General features: G+C 64.2%; 14 protein-coding genes. 1 reads left to right on the forward strand and 13 read right to left on the reverse strand.

All coding sequences use genetic code 11. The annotated features are described in order from the left end of the window. Window positions 1-21 precede the first annotated feature (21 nt). The 3 genes from HU737_RS09080 to HU737_RS09090 all read right to left on the reverse strand — a co-directional run bounded on the left by HU737_RS09080 (window position 22) and on the right by HU737_RS09090 (window position 3,558). Window positions 22-1,206 carry a DUF8534 domain-containing protein gene (locus HU737_RS09080; RefSeq protein ID WP_186554574.1) on the reverse strand — a complete coding sequence of 395 codons (1,185 nt, stop codon included), beginning with the start codon at window positions 1,204-1,206 and terminating at the stop codon, window positions 22-24. Window positions 1,207-1,290: 84 nt separating this feature from the next. Then, window positions 1,291-1,758 carry a VOC family protein gene (locus HU737_RS09085; RefSeq protein ID WP_186554573.1) on the reverse strand — a complete coding sequence of 156 codons (468 nt, stop codon included), beginning with the start codon at window positions 1,756-1,758 and terminating at the stop codon, window positions 1,291-1,293. A gap of 174 nt (window positions 1,759-1,932) precedes the next feature. Continuing rightward, the gene (locus HU737_RS09090; protein ID WP_186554572.1) at window positions 1,933-3,558 is read right to left on the reverse strand and encodes an NADP-dependent glyceraldehyde-3-phosphate dehydrogenase; all 1,626 of its coding nucleotides are present in this window, start codon (window positions 3,556-3,558) and stop codon (window positions 1,933-1,935) included. A gap of 140 nt (window positions 3,559-3,698) precedes the next feature. Here HU737_RS09090 and HU737_RS09095 point away from each other — a divergent pair, with 140 nt between their 5' ends. After that, a complete protein-coding gene (locus HU737_RS09095) occupies window positions 3,699-5,933 on the forward strand; it encodes a putative bifunctional diguanylate cyclase/phosphodiesterase (protein ID WP_186554571.1) in 2,235 nt (744 codons plus the stop codon). Between the two features lie 19 nt (window positions 5,934-5,952). Here HU737_RS09095 and HU737_RS09100 read toward each other — a convergent pair whose 3' ends face one another. From HU737_RS09100 to HU737_RS09145, 10 genes are all read right to left on the reverse strand, one after another. Beyond that, entirely contained in the window at window positions 5,953-6,744 is a 792-nt protein-coding gene (locus HU737_RS09100; RefSeq protein ID WP_186554570.1) for a ChbG/HpnK family deacetylase, read from the reverse strand. Continuing rightward, window positions 6,716-7,885 carry a GNAT family N-acetyltransferase gene (locus HU737_RS09105; protein WP_186554569.1) on the reverse strand — a complete coding sequence of 390 codons (1,170 nt, stop codon included), beginning with the start codon at window positions 7,883-7,885 and terminating at the stop codon, window positions 6,716-6,718. The genes HU737_RS09100 and HU737_RS09105 overlap by 29 nt, the downstream gene beginning before the upstream one ends. Before the next feature lie 4 nt (window positions 7,886-7,889). Further along, the gene (locus HU737_RS09110) at window positions 7,890-8,579 is read right to left on the reverse strand and encodes a GNAT family N-acetyltransferase (protein WP_186554568.1); all 690 of its coding nucleotides are present in this window, start codon (window positions 8,577-8,579) and stop codon (window positions 7,890-7,892) included. 106 nt (window positions 8,580-8,685) lie between these two features. Further along, window positions 8,686-9,990, reverse strand: coding sequence for a lipopolysaccharide biosynthesis protein (locus HU737_RS09115; RefSeq protein ID WP_186554567.1), 1,305 nt, complete (start codon window positions 9,988-9,990; stop codon window positions 8,686-8,688). After that, window positions 9,987-10,997, reverse strand: a complete 1,011-nt coding sequence (locus HU737_RS09120; protein ID WP_186554566.1) for a polysaccharide deacetylase family protein — start codon at window positions 10,995-10,997, stop codon at window positions 9,987-9,989. Before HU737_RS09120 ends, HU737_RS09115 begins: the two co-directional genes overlap by 4 nt. Window positions 10,998-11,006: 9 nt before the next feature. Then, window positions 11,007-12,143, reverse strand: a complete 1,137-nt coding sequence (locus tag HU737_RS09125) for a glycosyltransferase family 2 protein (protein WP_186554565.1) — start codon at window positions 12,141-12,143, stop codon at window positions 11,007-11,009. Beyond that, window positions 12,136-13,101 carry a glycosyltransferase family 2 protein gene (locus HU737_RS09130; protein WP_186554564.1) on the reverse strand — a complete coding sequence of 322 codons (966 nt, stop codon included), beginning with the start codon at window positions 13,099-13,101 and terminating at the stop codon, window positions 12,136-12,138. Before HU737_RS09130 ends, HU737_RS09125 begins: the two co-directional genes overlap by 8 nt. Beyond that, on the reverse strand, window positions 13,098-14,468 hold the full coding sequence (locus HU737_RS09135) for an O-antigen ligase family protein (protein WP_186554563.1): 1,371 nt from the start codon (window positions 14,466-14,468) through the stop codon (window positions 13,098-13,100). Before HU737_RS09135 ends, HU737_RS09130 begins: the two co-directional genes overlap by 4 nt. Continuing rightward, a complete protein-coding gene (locus HU737_RS09140) occupies window positions 14,465-15,547 on the reverse strand; it encodes a glycosyltransferase family 4 protein (RefSeq protein ID WP_437182213.1) in 1,083 nt (360 codons plus the stop codon). The genes HU737_RS09135 and HU737_RS09140 overlap by 4 nt, the downstream gene beginning before the upstream one ends. Then, a complete protein-coding gene (locus tag HU737_RS09145) occupies window positions 15,544-17,118 on the reverse strand; it encodes a GumC family protein (RefSeq protein WP_186554562.1) in 1,575 nt (524 codons plus the stop codon). Before HU737_RS09145 ends, HU737_RS09140 begins: the two co-directional genes overlap by 4 nt. Window positions 17,119-17,121 lie beyond the last annotated feature (3 nt).

The raw sequence follows: 17,121 nt of genomic DNA on the forward strand, positions 1-17,121 counted from the left end.
CGATTGGCAGCGCTACTGTCTTCAGCGTTCGCGCATGAAGAACCCTGCCACATACTTGCGAAACGTCTCCAGGCTCTTGAAGTCGGCATAGCGCTTGAAGTGCTCGGTCTCAGGCTCCGGCCCGACGGGTTGTTCGAGCAGTGAAACCGATAGCACCCGGTCCTGATCCGAGGTCAGCACCAGTTCATCCATCACCTGGCCACCGATTACCGGCCGGCGCATCAGTACCTTGACCCCCTTGCTCGCCATCCAGTCGATCAACGACACCAGCGCCTTGAGCGGTTCGCGCTCTTCATCGCGGTACACCGGGAACAGATGCGCGCGCGACAATACCGGCACGCTGGCGACATGGATCAACTCATAGAAGTGGCTGCCTGCCATGGTCGGTGAGTAAAGGGCCAAGGCCAGCAGTGGCCCAGTGGTGCGGCTGCCACCCCAATACAAGTGATGCCCCTGGAAATCGAAGCCATCTTCGCTGCGGGCGTTGAACAGCTTGCGTGCCTTGATCTGATCGACGCAGTCGAGCAACAGGCCGTGGCGGCGGTGGTTGGCAAATACCGTGGCTTCGCGCAGGCGGGACTTGAGCATCATCATGTGCTTCATGTCCAGGCGGGTTTCCAGGTAGTTGCTGGCCGGCACCCGTTCGAGCAAGGGGTAGCGACTGGCGACGCTGCGCAGTTCGGCGAACTGGGCGGTGAGGTCTTTTTTCAGGTGGGTGGCATAGACGTTCAGGCCGCTGATCTCGATCCAGGTCAGCAGTAGCGACAGCAGATGTTGCTGCTCACGCCGATCGCCAGGCTCTGCAGCCGCGCCGCCTTCTGCGGTTTTGCGAAAATCGCCTATCAGCCGCAGCGGCGTATCGGGCGCCAGCCAAGCCGGTGGCGGGGTGGTCTCGTTGCGGCGCTCGTCGGCCTCGCGCTCATCCTTGGTGAACGGGCAGCCGGGGGCATGCTCGGGGGTGTCGGGGTTGTTGCGCAGGATCAGCCGACCGGTGTCGCCATTGAGGGCGATGTTGAGCACCGGCAAGGCATCCTTGCGGCAATCACAGGCCAGCCACTGGTTGGCGCTGCGCACCTTCATCAGCATCTGGTTGGCCTGTAGCACGGCGGGGCCGCTGAGGCTGGCGCTGGCAAAACCGGCCAGCAGTTCTTCCTCGGCTGGGGTCAGGCTGCGCACCAGGGTGGCGTTTTTTTCGATGATTCGCATGAAGCAGCTCCAAGCTACAAGCCTCAAGCTTCAAGCAAAGCCGCGCCGCTTTCAACTTGAAGCTTGTGGCTTGGTGCTCAAGGCTCAGTTAGCGCCGAACATCTTCGCGGCGCGGGCGCGAATTTCTTCAACCGAGAGGTCTTCCTTATGGGTCGAGACGAACCACAGGTTGCCGAACGGGTCCTTCACGGTGCCACTGCGGTCGCCGTAGAACTGGTCTTGCAAAGGGCTGACCTGGGTAGCGCCAGCAGCGATGGCCTGGGCGTAGATCTGGTCGCAGTCCTCGACATACAAGTGCAGGCCAACAGCCACGCCGTTGACCGATTGGCTGGCGGTCAAGCCGCCGCTTTCGCCGCAGGGCTCGGCGAGCATCAGCGACGAGTCGCCGATTTTCAGCTCGGCGTGGCCGACCCGGCCGTCTGGGCTGTCGAGGCGAAACATCTCTTGGGCGTTGAAGGCCTTTTTGTAGAACTCGATGGCCAGGTGGGCGTCCTTGATGCCCAGGTAGGGGGTGATGCTGTGTTGCCCTTCGGGAATCGGTTTGGCTGCCATCTTGTTATCTCCTTGGGGTTTGAGCATTGGGCGGGTCATGCTGGCCTCTCGCGGGACCAGCCCGCTGCTACACGGACGGTGTCGCGCGATGAGGCCAATATAAACAGCGAGGCTGTATGTTTATACAGCTAGCCGCTTAACGCAAATGCCAATTCCCCATAAGCAACCGTCTGGCTAGAAGATGTAGTCGGTCGTCAGGAAGCTCGATTGTCGATTACGAATGATCTCGCTGATCAATTGTTTGTTAGCCTCCTGGAACTTGGTCGCGACCAAGGTGCGGATCGAGAATACCCGCAAGGCGTCATGTACCGACAAGGTCCCTTCAGCGCTGTTCTTGCGGCCGTTGAACGGGTAGGTATCCGGGCCACGCTGGCACTGCGCATTGATGTTGATGCGCCCCACCTGGTTGGCAAAGGTGTCGACCAGCGTGCCGATGGTCTGGGGATCATTGCCGAACAGGCTCAACTGCTGGCCGTAGTCGGAGTCCAGTACATATTCGATCACTGTCTCAAGGTCGCGGTAGGGCACCACCGGCACCACCGGCCCAAACTGCTCCTCGTGATACACGCGCATATCGGCGCTAACCGGGTAGAGCAGGGCAGGATAGAAGAACGAACCCCGGCTGTGGCCGCCGCCTTCATGCTCATTGAGTACCTGCGCGCCCTTGCCCTTGGCATCCTCCACCAAGGCGTTGAGGTAGTCGACCTTGCCTTGCTCCGGCAGTGGCGTCAGCGCCACCCCCGGTGCCCAGGGCATGCCGGGCTTGAGCGCAGCCAGCTTGCGTTGGAATTTCTCCAGGAACGGCGCGACCACATCCTCGTGCACGAACAGGATCTTCAGCGCGGTGCAGCGCTGGCCATTGAAGGACAGGGCGCCGGTCACTGCTTCCTCGACGGCGTTGTCCAGGTCCACCTGGGGCAGCACGATCCCGGGGTTCTTGGCGTCCAGGCCCAGCGCTGCGCGCAGGCGGTGCGGGCGTGGGTGGAGTTTTTTCAGGTCGCTGGCGGCTTTGTGGGTGCCGATGAAGGCGAACACGTCGATCTTGCCGCTGGCCATCAAGGCGCTGACGGTCTCCCGGCCGCGACCATAGATGACGTTGATCACCCCGGCCGGGAAGCTGTCGCGGAACGCTTCGAGCAGTGGCCGGATCAGCAGCACGCCGAACTTGGCCGGCTTGAACACCACGGTATTGCCCATGATCAACGCCGGGATCAGGGTGGTGAAGGTCTCGTTCAGCGGATAGTTGTAAGGGCCCATGCACAGCGCCACGCCTAGCGGCGCACGGCGGATCTGGCCGAGGGTGCCTTGTTCGAGTTCAAAGCGGCTGGAGCGTCGGTCCAGATCCTTGAGGGCGTTGATGGTGTCGACGATGTAGTCGCAGGTGCGGTCGAACTCTTTCTCCGAATCCTTGAGGTTCTTGCCAATCTCCCACATCAGCAGCTTGACCACCGCGCTGCGCTGTTCGCGCATGCGCGCCAGGAACGCTTCGACGTGCTGGATGCGCTCGGCCACGCGCATGTTCGGCCAGCTGCCGCGGCCTTTGTCATAGGCTTGAACCGCAGCATCCAGGGCGGTGAGGGCGGTGTCGGCGTCAAGCAACGGTGCACTGCCCAAAATCACCTGGTGCTCTTCATCGCCCTGTTTGAGCCAGACCGGACTGCGCACGGTAGCCAAGGGCCCGTGCCATTGCCTGAGTTCGCCATTGACGAGGTAATCGCGCTGTTCCAGTGGCGGGCCGAGGCGCCAGGCTTCGGGGATCTCTTCGGCGGTCGGAAACAGCGAATCGAGCAAACGGTCCATGGTTACTGCACCTCACAGGTTTGGCTAGGTGAAACGCTTCAGCGTCCGAGCATGCACCCGCCGCAAGAAAAACACCAGTCTGGCTCAACATTGGCCAGCCTGCGCCGATACAGGATCAATCGTCCTCCGATCGCGGGCCCATGAGAACCGTCCACCCTTCCCCTGATGACCCGCCAGCCGCCGCGGGCTCGCTGCGTCGCAGCGCCAACCGCCTGCTGCCAGTGGGTTTTGCCGTGATTGGCATCAGCTTGTCGCTGGTGCTTGGCCGGCTGGACGTGCAACGCGAGCAGAGCGAGCAGGTCGCCACCATTGCTGCACATTTGTCTGGGGTACGGGCCGCCTTGGAGGCGCAACTGCGCGCAGCCTTTGGCGAAACCGAGGGCATTGCCCAACTGATTGCCGCCGATGGCCATATCAGTGCCGAGCACTTCCATGGCATGGCGCGTGAAGCGTTGGCTTCGGTGCCGTACATGCGCCATGTGTCGCTGGCGCCGGACGATGTGATCAGCGATGTCTATCCGCTCAAGGACAACCAGGCCATCATTGGCCTGGACTACCGGCGTCTGCCGGAGCAGTTCCCGCTGTTGCAATCGGCGCGCGAGCAGATGCAGCCGGTGCTTGCCGGGCCGGTGAAGCTATATCAGGGCGGCCAGGCGCTGATTTATCGGCGCCCGGTGTTCATCAATGGCAAGCGCGGGGTGAAGTTCTATTGGGGCAACGTCTCGACCGTGGCCGACATCGATCGGCTGCTGGCCGCCGCCGGGCTTGGGCCGGAGCTTGAGATCGACGTGGCCGTGCGTGGCGCCAATGGCCAAGGCGGCGAAGGCGGGTTGATCTGGGGCGATGCACGGCTGTTCGAAGACCCGCTGCTCAGCCAGACGGTGGAAGTGCCAGGTGGTCGCTGGCAGCTGGTGGCTGCCCCGCGTGCCGGCTGGCCGGTGCTGGGCTTGTTCGCGTCGCCCTTGTTTTTGTTCGCCTTGAGTTGCACCGGGCTGTTCAGCGTGTTCGTCGCCCAGCTCAATCGCAATCACCGTTTGCTCAAGCAGCGCAACCGCGAACTGCGCCAGTCACAGGCTCAGCTGGAGCGCCTGGCCCACTACGACACCATCACTGGGCTGCCTAATCGCGTGCTGTTCCAGCAGCAGTTGGCCGCTGCCATCCTCAAGGGCAATGGCCTGGCGGTGTTGATGCTGGATATCGACGGCTTCAAGCAGGTCAATGACAGCCTCGGCCACCCCATGGGCGATCTGCTTTTGCAACAAGCCACCGCGCGCTTTTTGCAAGAGCTCGACAGCGCCGACCGCGTATGCCGACTCGGCGGCGATGAGTTCGTGTTCATGCTCCAAGGCAGCCAGGGCCAGGTCAGTCATCAGGTACGGGCAATCTTGCGTTGCCTGCAACGGCCGTTCGACCTCAACGGCAATGCCGCGCTGGTCACCGGCAGCATCGGTTTGGCCTGGTGTCCGCAGCATGGCGAGAGTGTCGACAGCCTGCTGCGCCATGCCGACACCGCCATGTACGTGGCCAAGGAGAGCGGCCGCAATGCCTGGCGCCCGTATCACCCCGAGATGACCGCGCGCCTGCAGCAGCGGCTGGAGTTGGAACGCAACCTGCGCCGGGCCCTGCAGGACAACGAATTCGAGCTGTGGTACCAGCCCAAGGTGGATTTGTTCAGTGGTCAGCTGGAGGGGGTCGAGGCGCTGTTGCGCTGGCGTGACCCCGAGCATGGGCTGGTGTCGCCGGCCGAGTTCATCCCGTTGGCCGAACGCACCGGTTTGATCATCCCGCTAGGTGAGTTGGTGCTGGATCTGGCCTGCGCGCAGTTGGCCAGCTGGCGCGCCGCAGACTGTTTGCCTGGGCCATTGGCGATCAACGTCGCGGCCTTGCAGATCGAGCGCAGCGACTATGTCACCAGCCTCGCTACGGCGCTGGCACGTTACGACTTGCCGGCGCAACTGCTGGAGGTGGAGATCACCGAAAGCTTGCTGATGGAAAGCCAGCAGCAGGCCTGCGCGGTGCTGGCCCAGCTGCAAGCCATGGGCGTGGCCACCGCGGTGGACGACTTCGGGACCGGCTACTCGTCGCTGGCCTATCTGCGCTCGCTGCCGATCGATCACCTGAAGATCGACCGCGCCTTCATCAAGGACCTGCCTGGCGACGACGATGCCGTCGCCGTTGCCCGCGCGATCATCGACCTGGGCCATGCGCTGGGCTTTCGGATCACCGCCGAAGGCATCGAAACCCAGGAGCAGTACGATTTTCTGCGCAATGCCGGATGCAATCAGGGCCAAGGCTACCTGATGGCCCGGCCGATGCCTGCGCAGGCGTTGCAGGCATGGCTGGTGCAACATGAGCAGCGGCGGCCGGCGCGCTGAGATCGCTGCTCGACGCCTATCAAGTCTGCGCAGCGAGTGCCGAAGGCTGAGCAGCCAGGCAGGTGTAGCCAACCCGAGGAAGCCCCGCCAGCCGCTGGTCAATCAGGCTCTTGAGCGACTCGCCGGTGGCCAGGTAGGCATCACCAAAGTCATGCCCGCCCAGTGCGCTGGGATGGGCGACGATTTCCAGTACGCCCTGTTTGGGCGCCAGGCCCGCTTTCAAGTCCAGCGGCGTGCACACGTAGTCTGCCGTCGCCCCGCTGAGTTGGCGCAAGCGCCGATTGAGCAGCGCCTTGAAAGTTTTCTTCAAGGGGCCGATGTTCTGCCCCAGGTTGCGCGCCAAGCGCACTGGCACCCCTTGTTTGCGAGCGAAGCGTGCGACGATCTCGCCGATCGGCCAGATGTTGTGCACATGCTGATGCGAGTCCAGGTGGCTGGGCATCACCCCATGTTCCAGGCAGCGGTTCCACTGGGCTTCGAGCTCCTGCTCGACTGCCAGCCGCTCACGCCGCGTCAGGCGCAGGGTGCGGCGCTTGAGCTTGAGCTCGAATTCGCCGTGCGGCGCGCAAAAACGCGCTTCGGCCAAGATGGCCTGGCTTAACGGCCGGCCGTAGGTCAGGTTGAAATGCAAGCCAATCCGTCCTTTGAGCGCCGGCTGCTGGGCCAGGACGCAGGCTGCGGCAAACGCCGGCATGTTGGCCATGGCCGTCGCCGAACTGATCAAGCCGGCCTGGAAGGCATGCAAGATCACCGCGTTGGTATGGGCACTGAGGCCGAAATCGTCAGCGTTGACTATGACCTGAGATGGCATTCGGACTCTCCTGTGGGGGATTGGGGGTGGCCGCGACCTGGGGGCTGGCGGCGCGCTTGCCCAGGCGCGGCTTGAGCCACTGCCAGCAGCGCAGCGCCAGCCCCAGGGCGATGCCGTCCAGGCGCCAGCTGTAGCAGCTCAGGCGCCACTGGTCGACCTGCTCGGTCTGGCGTTCGTGCAGCTGGTGGCTGGAGTTTTCCAGGCTGACGCGGGAGGCGTCGACCCACTGCCAGCCGTCGTCCAGGCCCCAGTGGATAAACTCTTCGAGCAGCACCCGGCCACTGCCCAGGTCGCGATAGGCAGGCTCGAAGGCCAGGTTGTAGTCGTACACCCGGCCCCGTTCGAGCAGGCCCAGGCGGTAACTGATGCAGCGGCCGTCGAGCTCCAGCAGGACCAGGCACACCAGGCCTTCACCCGCCAGGGCGGTAAAGGCCTGGTACATCCACTGGCGGCGCTGCTCGCCGGAGAAGATGCCGACTTCATCGTCACCTTTCCAGCTGGCCGCTTCGACAGCGCTGATGGCATCGAGCAGCTGGCCGATGTTGTCCTGAGTGGCGATGACGCGCCGCACTTGCGCGCCACAGGCGGCGATGCGTTTGCGCGCGCGGCGCAGTTTATAGCGCGGATCGCCGCTGACTTCCTGGCGATCGGCGTCGCTGATGCGATGCACCGGCACGCTGCAGGTCAGGCGCCGTTCGAAGGTCGAGCTGCGGCTGGCCCAGCGCCGCAGCCAGTTGTCACCGGCCGCGCCGTCGGGCACTTCGCTCAATTGCAGCAGGGCATGTGGCAGCTGGTTGCGAATGGCGCGCAGGACCTTGCCAGCCGCATTGCCCGGCAGGTCGATCAACAGGGCGATGCGGTCACTCAGTGGGTAGCCCAGGTGGCGTACCACCGCCAAGGAGATGGGGCCGAATGCTTCGCGCTGGCGCACCAGCGGCAGGCACAGGCAGAGCTGGCCGTTCTTGTAGCCAAGCAGCACTTGCAGCAATTGCCCAGGTTGCAGGGCGGCCTCGGCGGCACGTAGCCAGCCCAGGTGGTTGAAAGGGGTGCTGCCGGCCAGGCGCTGGCGCAGCGCCTCGTAGTCGGCAGCGGGGAAGTCGGGGGTGCGCAGCGAGGCGCACCAGCTCAGGCGCAAGCCCATGGCTTCACGACGCCGTGGCCGAGACGGTTTCCCGCTCAGGTTTGCGCAGTGGCTCAAGGCGTGACTCGGTGTAGCGGGTTTCGCGGAAGAACTTCCAGCGACCAAACAGGCAATACACGTTCATGATTCGTCCTTGCTCCTTGTAGCCGGTACGCAAATGCAGCTTCAGCGCAGGGATGTTGTCGCTTTCGCACACATCCACCACCTTGGTGCAGCCTTGCGCGGCCATGGCTTTCCAGATTTCCAACTGGATATCCAGGGACAAGCGCGTGCCCCAGTATTTGCGGATCAGCTCGCCACCGAACTCGAAGAATTCGCCCGCTTGCACCGGGAACCAGCACCCGTAGAAGTGGCGGTCGTGGTAGTGCCGGCTGCTGCCCCAGATGAACGCACAGGTGTGGTTGTCATCGTCAAGGAACATCAGCCCGGTGTGGCCCTCGGCGGCCAGCTCGCGCATGACTTCCACGCGATCGCCGAAATGCTTGGCAAAGGCCTGGACATTGTTCACCGTGATCCGCTCCACCCGCAGCGGCGTGTACGCTTTAAGCCGGTGGGGAGGGACGGGGCTGACCAGGTCACGCTCCATCCACAGCAATTCCCAATGATAGAAGACGAATCGCTTGAACGCGGCTCGCAGTGTGTTGCGCAATCCTTTGCGCTGGATGCGCTCCCGGATTTTGCTCAATGCACGCATGGTGCCTCCTGTTTGTGGCAGGTCGAGATGCGTCGGTTGACGCGTTCCAGCTCAGGGCGACCTCCTACTGCCCTGGCGCTTGGAGGTGGAGTGAGAGAAGAGAGATTCATGCCGGCCTCCGTTGCAGCATCTGGCGCAGCGGGGCGAAGTCGCTGGGTAGAACGATCAAGGTCTGCCCCAGCGCGACGCCACTGAGCCGGCAATACAGCACCAGCATGGCCACGGTCACCGCGAGGTAGGCGATCGAGGAGGCCATGGCGGCGCCGACGATGCCCCAGGTGGGAATCAGGATCAGGTTGAGCACCAGGTTCAGCGCGGCGCCTGCGCCCATCATCAGAGACACCGTGCCGGGGCGATTCTTGCCCAGCAGGTCCAGGCGCAGGATGCTCGCGTAGCACAGCCCAAGCAGGCCTGGCAGCAGCGCCAGCAGGGCCGGGTAGGCGGGTTGGTACTCGGCGCCGAACAGGGTCACGATCAGCCATTGGCCAATCAGCGCCATGCCCAGGCAGGCGCCGAGCATGACCGTAGCGGTCAGGCGCAGGGCCAATGGGGTGATCTTGTCCATGCCGGCATCTTGTTGCAGCAGGCGCTTCATCAGCGGCGTGGTGACCGCTTCGGGGATGATCAGCAGCAGTTCGGCGGCGGCGCTGGCCATGGCGTAGTGTCCCAGCGCGGTACTGCCCAGAATCGCGCCGATGAACAGGTAGTCCGAGCGCAGGATCAGTTGCTGGAACAACAGGTCCGGATGGCTTTTGGCGCTGTAGTTCAAGAGCTCGCGCTGGCCGCTGCGGTCCCAGCGCAGGTGCAGGGGGTGTTGCCGCCGTAGCCACCACAGGCCCAGTACCAGCACCAGGGCGATACCGCCCAGCCAGCTGATCAGCGCCGCTTCCAGGGCGTGCTCCTGCCACATCCAGTACAGCCCGACGAACAGCAGCAGCGGCGCCAGTGATTCGCTCAGGCGCAGGGCATTGAAGGCGCCGACGCCGCCGCTGGCGTTGTGCAGGGTCAGCAGGCCGCTCTTGAGCACGGTCATGGGCACTGCCAGCAGCAACAGCCAGGCGAGCACGCCCAGCTGCAGGGTGATCTCCAGCTCAGCACCGAACTCGCGCACCAGCACGACACACACCAGCGTCAGCAACCCGGCCAGCAGGCAGCCATAGATCAGCACCTGGGTCAGCAGCAGGCCCATATCGCGTTGCTTGGCCGCCTGGTAGCCGACGGCACTGTTGAGCCCGCCGCTGGTGGCGGCGCTGATCAGGTCGGGCAGGGTGCTGAGCAGGGCGAACAAACCGCGCTCGCTGGGGCCGAGGATGCGCGCCAGCAACACGTTGCGCGCCAGGCGCAGGGCGATCATGGCAAGTTTGGTGCCCATGCTCAGCAGCAGATGGCGCAGGTAGCTGTTGCGGTTCATGAGCGGTTCCCGCGGCTGATGCGCCAAGCCAGCAGCGAAGGCCGGCTGGCATTGCGTTGGCTGACGCCGATACGGGGCAACGCCAACGGGTCGTCATAGCCTTGGCAAATCCCGGCGCGGGTGCTCAGGGCATAGGGGTAGCGGTGCGCGGCGACCCGCGCACGAACCCGCTCGTCGTGGTCGCCGTTGGGGTAGCAGTACACCGGCAGCGGTTGCTGGCAGCCTTGGTTGAGGGCGGCGTGACTGCGCTGCAGTTCTTCGTCCAGACGGCGGTCGTCCAGGTACGGCAGCAGCGCATGGCTGGCGCCATGGGGGCCGAAGCGCACCAGGCCTGAGTCTTCCAGTTCGCGCACCTGCTGCCAGTCCATGGCCTGGGCCAGGGACTCTGGCGGGCAGGCGTCGGTGAGCAACTGCAAGGCCTGATGATTGAGGCTCTTGAGGCTTTGCAGATACTGCGCCAGCGCGTGGCTGCGCGCTTTGGGCCGGTCGTTCATGAAGTAGGCCGCAGGCAGCGGTCGCCCGAGCTTGCGCAAGCGCTCGATCAGTTGCCGGCGCGGCTCTTCGCCATGGCTGCCCCACAGGGTTTCGCCGACGCTTTCCCACCAGAAACGCTGGCGGCTGCCGATGAAATCGGTGGAGAGGAAGATGCTCGCCGGTATGTGATGTTTACGCAGCAAGGGAAAGGCGTTCAGGGCGTTGTCGCGCCAGCCGTCGTCGAAGGTCAGGGCAACCTTGGGCCGGCCGCTGCCGCGAGTGCCTTGGTGGTCTTTGAGCAGGTCCATCAGGCTGACGCAGTCAAAGTGCCGCGGCAGCCAGCGCAGCAGGCCCTCGAAGGCCTTGGGGCCGACGCACAGTTCATTGCGATGGGGCAGCGCGGCGCTGGCGTCGTCGGCCAGCACCCGGTGCAGCATGAGTATCACCCCGGCACCGCGCAGCTGGCTGCGGCCCTTGGGAGAGTTGAGGTAGAGCCAACCGCTGGCACGCTTGATACTGGTCTTGATCGGCATGTCAGGCACTCATCGAGTCTGGTCGGGGTTCCATTGGTTGTAGCTGTGCCCGCGCAAGAACTGCCACAGGCCCACGCTCATCCCCGCCAAGGTCACCAGGACGAATGCGGCCAGGCGAAACGGCTTGGGCAGGCGATGACGCACATCCAACAGGCCCGCCACGGCAATCGCGTAGCAGAGCAACTGGGCGACCAGCGTCAGACGGTAGAAAACGTGCTCGTCGAGCAGGAAAAAGTTGGCCAGCAACAGCGGCAGCAGCAGTACCGGCGCCAGCCGGCGAATCAGCTTGTGGCTGATCAGGGCGATGGCGTACAGGCCATGGCGCAGTGGGTTGAGCAGCTCGCGGCGTGCGGCCAGGCTGATCAGGCCGCCGACCGTGACCCGCTGGCGGCGGCTGAATTGCCGATGCGCTTGGTCCACGCCAATGTCCAGCACCTTGGCCTGGTCGACGTACACCACACGCTTGCCGGCCACCGGTGCGCAGGTATTGATGTAGAAGTCGTCGTTGACCCGTGGCGGGATCGGTTGGTAATACTCGCGGCGTACCGCTTGCAGCGCGCCATCGGCCGAAACCGTGCAGCCGGTGCGGTTCTCCACCCGGCGCAGCCAGGCTTCGTAGTGGCGATACAGGCTTTCACCCAGGCTCAGGCCTTTACCGGCGACGGGGATGACCATGTTGCCGACGCTGGCGCCCACGGCTGGGTCGGCAAACGGTGCCAGCAGGGCGCTGAGGGTGCCATCGAGCCAGTGCACATCGGCATCGGTGAACACCAGGATATCGCCGCTGCAGTGTTCGACGGCGGCGTTGAGCACGCTGTTCTTGCCTTGGCGTGGCAGGTCCAGCACGTGAATTCGTGGGTCATCGAAGCTGCGTGCCAGGGCCACGGTGCGATCGCTGGAGCCATCGCTGGCAACGATGATCTGCAGGTCGGCGGCTGGGCAGTTCTGCGCGAGCAGGTTGCGCAGTTTGTCTTCGATATGCCGCTCCTCGTTGTGTGCGGCCACCACCACACTGACCTGTTGCCGGGGCAACGGCCCTGGCCGATGGCGGGCGAATAACGGCCCGACCAGGGTCAGCAGCAGCGGGTAGCCGAGCCAGGCATAAAAGGGCAGTAGCAGGCAGAGCCAGAAGATTGATTCAGCCACGTGCGGGCCTCCTTGCATTCCAGTTGAACAGGCTGAGTACACAGGCCGCGCCGGCCAGGTGCAGGCGCACCCAGTGCAGGCCCCATAGCTGCAGGACAAACAGTGGATCGCGGTGTTTCAGGCTCTGGCGCAGGCTCAAGACCAGGGCGGGCAGGGCGCCGACCAGCGCTAGCAGCAAGGCTGCGCGAGCATTGCCGGCCACTAGCAGCGCCAGGGCAAGTGCATCGAACAGCCAGATCGCCAGCGACAGTAGCGGGAAACGCAGCAAGCGCAGGCTCAGGCCGTTGCTTCGCAGCAGTTGCAGGTGGCTGCCCTGGCGCCACAGCTCCTTGCCCAGCCACTCCGCCCAACTGCCTTCGAAGCCCCAGTGCAGCACCACCGGTTGGCGCAGCACACGCAGGCGCGCGCCAGCTTGATGCAGGCGCAAGGTGAAGTCTTTGTCTTCGCCCGTGCGCAGCCGTTCGTCAAAACCGCCGACCCGGTCGAACCACTGGCGCTGCATCAACAGGTTGGGGGTCGGCAGCCAGCTGCTGTCTTGCAGGGTTTGCCCGGCACGCAAGGTGCGGCGCTGCCAGGCGTAGGCGAACCACGGCGCCTGGCGTGGGGTGTCGCAATCCAGGGCGAACACATCGCCCTCGCCACGGCGCTGCAGGTCGAGCAAGCGGCTGAGCCAATCGCTGGGCACCTCGATGTCGGCGTCGAGAAACGCCAACCATTGCCCGTTGCTAGCGCGGGCGCCGTAGTTGCGCAGGGCGCCGATGGCCATTTTCGGCAAGCTCAGCACCCGCGCACCGAAGCTTGCGGCAATAGCAGGGCCGGCGTCGCTGGAGCCGTTGTCGACCACCAGCACTTCACAGTCGAGCCCGGCATTGGCCGCCGCCAGCTGCACCGCCTGCAAGGTCCGGGCAATATGCCGGGCCTCGTTGAACATGGGAATGACGATGCTGATCAGGCTCATGCCGCCCCCTGCAATGCCCGGGCCTGGGCCGCTTCACGCCAGACCACGCTGGACAGCGCCAGCATCAGCCACAGGTACTTGAGGCTCGGTGAACTGAGGAACATCAGGAACAGCGCAATGGCCAGCATGCTGATGGTCAGGTGGGTCATCATGTCGGCTTTGTCGTGCTCGCCGATCGCCGCCCAGGCCGCGCGCGCCCGCCAGAAGTTGCGCAGGGCCAGGGCGATCATGCCAACGAACAGCAACCCAGCCGGCAGGCCGATTTCGCTGAAGATTTCCAGGTAGGTGTTGTGCGCGCGGCGATACAGGTCGGTGGCGACGCTGTTGACCGGGGCAAAGGCCTTGGAGAAGCCGGTGTCGGCGTAATGCAGTGGGAAGGTGCCTGGGCCGGCACCGAGGACCGGGTTGTCGCTGATCATCTGCTTGCCCACCACCAGGTAGGTGGCGCGCCGGCCGAGTGACTCGTCCTTGTGCGCATTGACCCCGGACTTGAGCATCGCCAGCGACGCGATACGATCGACATAGCTGGCCGGCACTACCGCAGCGGCCAACGGCAGGATGATGGCGATGCCCAGCATGGCGAAGCCCAGGTGGCGCGGGCGAATGTGGCTGAGCTGCTCACGGTAGTTGTAGAGCAGGATGCCCGAGCTGATCAGCAGCACCACCAGCCCTGAGCGTGAGTCGGTCTTGGTCATGCCGGCCAGCAGCAACAGACAGCAGCCTATCCAGAACAGCTTGATCGGCAGCTGGCGGCTCTTCAGGGCCAGCCACAAGCCCATCGGCATGGCCACGGTAATCATCATGGCGAACAGGTTGGCGTCGAGCATGGCGGTGGCGCGGCCGCCTTCCTGGTACTTGGTCGAGAACAGGCCGAACAGGCACATCACGCAGACGCTGAGGGTAATTACCCGGGCCAGCCAAGGCAGGTTCAGGTCGCGGCCGATGAGCAAGGTGAGAACGAACACCACCAGGCCAACGATCAGGTCGCGCAGGTGGTTCAGCGACAAGCTGAGGTTGTCGCTGGTCCACAGGCTCAGCAGATAGAAGGTCAGGAACAGCGCCAGCAGCCGCCAGTGCGAGCTGCGCAGGCGCGCACCCTGCAACTGGCCGACCGCCAGTTGCAGGGTGAGGATCAGGGCCAGGCCAATCCCCACCAGTTTGGCGCCGGAGACCAGGCCATCTTTGAGCAAGCCTTCCAGCGGCACCAGGGTGACGATCGCCAGCAAGCCCAAGGCCGGCGGCCGGTACAAGACCAGCGCACCGGCAAGGCCGAGCACCGCGCCAGGCGCCAGGTAGGGGTAGGGGCTGGCCAGCAAGCCCAGGCACACCATGGCGACCAGGCCGACCAGCGACAGTGGAATGATCATGCGACGACCTCCTGTGCCGCGCCCCGGTAAACCTGGGCCCAGCGTTGTGCCAGGGTGGGAAGGTGGTAGCGTTCACGTTGGGTCTGGCGGGCGCGGGCGACCAGCTCGCCAGCCTGCGCCGGGTCTTCGAGCAGGGCCAGCAGCTGCTGGCCCAGCTCATCGACGGCCAGTGGCCGGGCCAACAGGCCATTGCGCCCATGTTCGATGACGTCAGGGATGCCGCCGACGCCGAAGGCCACCACTGGGACGCCATCCTGCATGGCTTCGAGCAGGATCATCGGCGTGCCTTCGGTGCGCGAGCTGATCACTAGCGCATCCAGGCGGGCCATCCAGCTGCGCATATCGCGCTGAAAGCCTGGCAGGGTGATGCGCTCGGTGAGCCCGGCGGCATCGATGCGCGCTTGCAGTTCAGCGCGTTCAGGGCCTTCGCCGAGCATTACCCCACGCACCTGCCGGTGGCGTTGGCACAGCGGGATCAAGGCGTCGAGGAACAGGTCCGGGCCTTTTTCGCGGCTCAAGCGTCCCACATAGCCGGCCAGCCACGTCCCGCTCGCCGGTATCCGTTCAGGCAGGGCAGCGGCTTGCGGCAGGCCATTGGGAATCACCTGCAGGCGGCTCGCCGGTACCCCCGCATCGCGCAAAATACGCGCGATGCTTTCGGCCACGCAGACCACCCGCTCAACGTTGGGCATGCGGCACAGTTGCAGGCTCAGCCAGGTATACAGGCGTTGTTTGCGGCTGCTGGGGGTAAAGCCGTGCTGGGTGATCACCAGCGGCAAGCGCCACACGCTGGCACCCAGCCAACCGAACACCAGGCCTTTGAAGTTGTGCGTATTGATCAACGGCCGTTGCTCGCGCAACAGCCGCAGCAGCGCTGGCAGGCTGTCGCACGACTGGCACTGAACCCCTGCCTCGCGGAACCGGGTAACCAGCTCCGCCGGGGCATCGAGGAACACCACGCGATGGTCGCCCGAGGTCGCCTGGCAGTGGTCCAGCAGCATGCGCTCAGCACCATAGAAGCCGCCGCTGCTGAGCAGGTGCACGATCGGCCGGCCGGCGGCGGGCACGGCGGCGTTCAATTGCGCACCCAGTGCACCAGCCGCGGCAGCGACCAGGTCTTGTGCGGGTTGGGCAGGGCCGGGGCGTGGTCGTTGATTACCAGCAGTACTGGCAGGCCCAGCTCTTGACCGATTTGCGCAGGGTGTTTGAAGCGATGGTCGAAGAACTCCTTGACGTAGACCACGGCAATCGCCAGAAGCAAGCCGCAGAGCAAGCCGAACGGAATGATCAGGCCAGGTTTGGGGAAGGCCGCCGCGGTTGGCTCGTAAGGTGCGCTGAGGATCCTGGCGTTGGACTGGCTACCGTCGAGCAGGCCCTGGCCACGGCTTTCTTCATAACGCTGGGCGTAGGTCGAGAAGGCCTTGTGCAGGGCATCGATTTCGGTGTCCAGCTGGCGGGTCTTGCTCTGGGTTTCGCGCAGTTGCAGGATGCGCGCCTTGTAGTCGGCGATGCGCTGGGTCTTCTGGTCGATCACTTGCTGGGTGACGGAAAGATCCTGTTGGCGCTCACGGATGCGGTTCTCGACGATCTTGAGGAACTGCCCGCGCAGCTGGGCGATCTGCTCACGTGCCAGCAGCATGGGTTCGGAGCCCGGTTGGAACACCGTCCGGTCGGCGTTGTAGCGCGCCAGTTGGGTGGTCAGCTGCTCGCCCAGTTGCTTGATCTCGCGGTCTTCGAACGCCACGTTCTCCAGGGTGGTGGTGAAGGTGTAGGGGAAGGCGTAGTCGGCAATTCTTGCCTTGCTGGCGGCAGCCAGGTGGGTTTGCAGGTATTCGAGCCATTTCTGGTTCTGCAACTGGCGGTCGCGCTGCACGTTCAGCGCCTGCTCTTCGGTGTTGATCGCGTTCAGGCGGAAAGTGATCTCCTCTTTCGGGTCAGACGAGCTGATCGCAGTCAGCAGGCCCATCCGTTGCCCTTCCAGGTCACCCAGGCGGGCTTGGTAGTGGAGTTTTTTCTGCTCGTAGAAGCTTTGTGGCAGCTCGTTGGACTGCAGGTCCTGGCGGTTTTTCAGGAAGTTGTCCAGCAACTGGCTGACGAACAGGGTGCCGACCTTGGGATCATCGGCGCTGTAGGTCACCGAGATGACGTTCGAACCTGGCAGGGTCTCGACGGTGAGTGCCTTGACCGCTTGGTCGGTGAGGGCGTCCAGCTCGGTGTCGCGCTGTACTGCGGGCTCACTGCCCAACAGGCTTTTCAGCGGATTGAGCACCTGCTCGCGCAGCGGCGTGAACACATGACGCTGCAAGACGCCGGGCTCGGTCTTGAACTGGCCGTCCTTGCGCAGCTGGTCGATGGTCTGGCGAATCAGGGTCGGCGAGCGCAGGATGTTGCTCTCGGTTTCCATGTCGGCCAGGGTCGGTGGAATGAAGCGGTCGGCTTCCTGGGTCAGCGCCGAACTGGTGTCGCTCTGTGAGAGTTTCTTCGACTGCACGATGACCTCAGCGGTGATGTCGTAGCTCTGCTTGAGCACGAACGGCAGCACCAGGGCGATCACCGCAAACACCAGGAACACCCGCTTGGCCAACTGCTTATTGGCGAAAAAGATGCGGAAGAACTCATGCACATAGTTTTCTTTGGGTTGCGTCGTCATGGT

The organism is Pseudomonas urmiensis (genome assembly GCF_014268815.2).
Classification (GTDB): Bacteria; Pseudomonadota; Gammaproteobacteria; order Pseudomonadales; family Pseudomonadaceae; genus Aquipseudomonas; species Aquipseudomonas urmiensis.